This is a genomic window from Rhizobium sp. Root483D2, assembly GCF_001426685.1.
Lineage (GTDB): Bacteria > Pseudomonadota > Alphaproteobacteria > Rhizobiales > Rhizobiaceae > Pararhizobium > Pararhizobium qamdonense.
Window position 1 is genome coordinate 77,564 of the sequence record NZ_LMFB01000043.1, and the last position, 580, is coordinate 78,143.

The 580-nt window shown below is 59.8% G+C and carries 1 protein-coding gene; it reads right to left on the reverse strand.

What is annotated here, in order from left to right; all coding sequences use genetic code 11:
• On the reverse strand, nt 1-580 hold a 580-nt coding region (locus ASD32_RS30180; RefSeq protein WP_162252709.1), incomplete at both ends, for a hypothetical protein.

The following is a 580-nucleotide window of genomic DNA, read 5'->3' on the forward strand; positions in this document are numbered from 1 at the left end:
TGGTAACGACGCCTGAACCAGCGTCAAGGCCTGAGCCACGATCTCAAGCGAGCTTTGGTTGCTTTCGATCCTGGTGGTAAGCGACTGCTCTGCCCTAGCCGTCGCTTCCAGTCCTTTCTGATCGCCGAGGAAATTGGCAAAGTCCTGATCGATCATCTCGGACGCCAACGGAAACAGGCTGTTGCGAACCGCTGTGACGGCTTCGCTCTGGCTGACGACGCCGCTGCCGATCGCCAAGACTTCGGCAGTCAACTGGCTGAGTGCGTCCGCACTTGCCTTGCCGTCAACGTCAGCTTCAAGTGCGGTCAGCGCCTGCGCTTGCGCGGCAACCCCGTCCTCCAGGTTTGTGACGTTGGTTTCCAACGCTGAGACGCCGGAGGCGAGCGAGGTGATATCGCCCTGCGCATCGACTAACGATGACTGAAGTCCGGTGATTTCAAGCGCGTTGGCTGCATCGCCAGAGGCACGTGCCTGCTGTTCGAACAACAATTCCGACCGGGAAGCACCCGGCGACGGGGAGCCAATCGCGATCCAGTCGATGATGAAATAATCGGTTGCCGTCTGCGCTGCCGACAGATCG